The sequence below is a fragment of the Bacteroides stercorirosoris genome, from assembly GCF_900142015.1.
GTDB classification, from domain to species: Bacteria; Bacteroidota; Bacteroidia; order Bacteroidales; family Bacteroidaceae; genus Bacteroides; species Bacteroides stercorirosoris.
Window position 1 is genome coordinate 1 of the sequence record NZ_FQZN01000075.1, and the last position, 3,494, is coordinate 3,494.

2 protein-coding genes are annotated in these 3,494 nt (G+C 47.3%); both read right to left on the reverse strand.

Features of this window, described 5'->3' with window-relative positions:
- On the reverse strand, positions 1–2,180 hold a 2,180-nt coding region (locus BUC01_RS24730), incomplete at its 3' end, for a VapE domain-containing protein (RefSeq protein WP_073315197.1).
- Between the two features lie 126 nt (positions 2,181–2,306).
- A complete protein-coding gene (locus BUC01_RS24735; RefSeq protein WP_025836039.1) occupies positions 2,307–2,666 on the reverse strand; it encodes a hypothetical protein in 360 nt (119 codons plus the stop codon).
- Between the last annotated feature and the right edge of the window lie 828 nt (positions 2,667–3,494).

The window sequence follows — 3,494 nt, forward strand, 5'->3', positions numbered from 1 at the left end:
TCATACTCCGTGCTTCCCTGCCTGTCCCTTCTGGTGCGGAACCCGTACTTCTCCAGCGAGAGCACCAGTGTCTGTGTGGTCTGCCTGTTCACCTGTATCTTTCCGTAGGTCGCAATCTTGCTGAGTATGGCCGCCGCCGGCATCCACTTCACGTGGAGGTCTTCGGGGCCGGGCTTGCGGAAGTACACGAACAGGTCTTCCTCCACGGGATCCTTCATCCTGTGCCGCTCGTTGTGCCTGTTCAACCCGTCTATTTCCTCCCCCTCGTACCAGTACTGGAACCCCTGTTTCAGCAGAGCGTAAGCCTGCGCGTATACGCCTTCGTAATTCACCGGCGTGCGGTAATCCAGCGATATGACCGACGAGGGCAGGAACCGCCTGTTTCCCCCTATATCCTGCAGGCATTGCCTGTTGTTTGTACTTGCAATGAACGATGCGTGCCTTATGTAATTGTACGCCTGCATGTCGTAGGCTTTCCTCTCTGTCACGCTTTCCTGTGTGATGATCCTTTTGAGTCCCGCCATGTCTCCGATTCTCACTCCTTCAAACTCTTCCATATTGATGATGAGATGCGTACTGAGCAGTATCTGGTGGTCCTTGTTTCCCGGGTCCACCATGCCGTTCCGGTAATACTCCTTCCATTCGGGCGGCAGCAGCCTGCGTATCCATGTGCTCTTCCCCTTTCCCTGTTCGGAGTACAGGATGATGACCAGGTGGTTCACGGTATCGTCCTTCAAAGCTCCTGCCAGCATCCCTACGAACCACCTCCGGAAACTTGTCTTCCAGAACTCCCGGTCTTCCGCCTGCACGGTGTCCGCCAGCTCTCCGATGTAGTCTGTGACCCCGTCCCATGGCTTGAGTTTCCCTATGTACTCCATGAACGGGTTGAACTCCCTTGCGTATGATGAGTCTATGACCGCCTGGAGGAAGTTCCTGTAACACCTGATCCCTGCCAGTTGGAGCTGCAGGAATATGGAGTTGAAGCTTCTCGTCCTCATGGGTCTGAAGCTTCCTTTCCATCTCTCTTCCTTCTCGTTGAAGTCTAGATATTCCAGCCTGTCGAGTATCACGTTCCTCCGTATGTCATAGTGCGCCTTGAGGAAGTCGAGCACCAGGTTGATGGTATCTGTTTTCTCTTCCTTCCGTCCGAGCGCCTCGTAGGTCTTGTCGGTGTACGTATACGCATTATGCAGTGGCGTAGCCACGTCCATCCCTTCCTGTCCGAACTTCTCCCTCGCCAGCCTGACGGCTACATTCTCATCAATCCCTTTCGTATAGCATTTGTTTCCCAGCGCGAACAGGAAGTTGTCCCTGTTTCCTTCCTCGAATCTCGATATTCTCTTTACTGCGAGCACGGCCTTGTTGAATTCCATCCTTTCCCAGGGCTCGGCTTCCGCTTCCGCCTTATCCGCTTCCGGCTTGTCGCCCTCCGGCTTTTTATCACCTACCGCCGTGTCACTTACTGTCTTGTCACTTACCACTCTTTCCTTTGCCGCCTTATCACCTGCCGCCTTGGTACTTTTCTTTTTCCCCGCCGTTCCTTCGGGTAAAACAATATCTGTGAGCGTCCCGTCCACCTCTTTCATCAGTTCCTCGTTCAGGTATGCCTTATCATCGTAAGATGTGAAGAATCCCCTTGATATATCTTTCCCGCTTCCGTCCACTTCCACTCCGAGCAACTGTTCGTAGTATTCCCTGCAGGCATTGTACATGGCCAGGTGATGTTTCTCCAACGTGTTGAACTCCACCTTGTCTTCTGCCGCCAGTACCTCCCTCAGCCGGATGGCATAAGCTGTTTTCAGGAAGACGAAGAGCTTGAACCCGTGTCCTTTTGGAGTGAGGAAAGAGGCGAGCGTGTTTGGGTCTCCGTTGATTTTCTTTCTCAGCTCTTCCAGCTTTCCTTCCGGCAGGTCGTCAATATCCAGCAGTATGACCCGGGTATACCCTGTCATGCTGTACGCCTGCCTCTTTTGCCTGTATGTTGCCGTGACGGTGTAGAACGGCAACTGCTTCTTCACATTGTTCGCCTCTTCGGTCTTTCCCTGGCTGACGAGCATCCTGATTTTGAATACGAGCCTTGCATGCAGCCCTTTTGTGATGTTTTCTATTGCTTTCCGGAGAGTCATTTCTCCCCGTACATTACTGAAACCGCTGTATGCGGTAACCGGAATATTCTCCATTTCTGATTTTTGATTGTTTTAGTCTGCCTTATGGCGGCACAAAAGAATGCATAATATTTTAAACGTGATTGCGCCTTTTCCTCATGAAAAGGCGCAAAAACCACAATTTAGCAGAAAGGTTCGTATCTATCCCGGTATTTCCTTTTTCCCGTCTTCCTTTCTTTCATTCAGCATCTCTTTTCTTAGCTTAATGATTTCACTATTAAGGCTTTCCGGTGATATGAATCCTTTTTCATTTTTTCCCTTTTCGAAGGCTATACTGCGGTTTAGCAATCTTGCCAGGTGTGTGGTCCCTTTCAGTCCCGCCTCCTTCTTTTGCCCGATAAGCTTCCGTACCCACGGTGTCAGGAACTCTTCCCTTTCCCCGGCTTTGACGATCATGCGCCCGTCAAACGCTTCATTTTCAACTAACAGGATGTTGATCCTGTTTTCTGCTCTCTCTATTTGGATGTCATAACCATCCTCCTTCATGAGTTCAATACTCAATATTGTGTTTTTTTATCCATAAAACCACAATTTTAAAAGTTGGTAAATTATTATTAATTTAAAATGCGAAAGCAAAATTAACGTTTATAATGGTAATATCTTCTGTTTTCGTCTGAAAAAGTGAATATTTTCTTTGGGTGTTGTTACACACAGGCAGGTAAATAGGGTAGGGGGGCTACCCCCTATTGATAATAGAATGTGTGTAACAGGGTCTAAAGAAAAAATAGGGAAATACGCGCCTGTGCGTGTGTATACGCGGGTACATTATTATAAAAGGGAAATGTCCTGTTGGTGGATTGAAAGGAAGATGCTGCACTGTGGATATGATAGGGGAGTGAAGCGGGTGAATAGGGATGGTGTCAATAATGATTGTACTAAATCGGTGGTGTTTTTTAATCGTTCGTTTAATGTTCGCAAAGATAGTGCAGAGAAATGAAATAACAAAATATTCTGATAAATAAAAGCTGTTCATGCTTTTCTTTTGTGTCATATGTTGTTAATCTATAAAGAGTTATCCTGGAAATAAAATTGTGTTTTTTCCTCCTTCCTTTTGTTGAAAGAATCTTAGTGCAAATATGGCTTCAGTTTGCGCACAAAAAACGAACGATTAAAAGACGATTATTGCTCTTAATCCATTCTTTAATAGCTATTTACCTGCAATAAAACAAAGGTAATGACCGGCTACGGAAAATCAATTGGCAAGAGGAATACAAAGCTTGCCGTATCTTACATAAAGTGTTCGCAATTGATTGAAACTCAGGTGTATGCAAGGGTGTCAAAGCCCCGGAGGAACACCCTTTTCTGAACAGGACATAGAATGGAAACGGA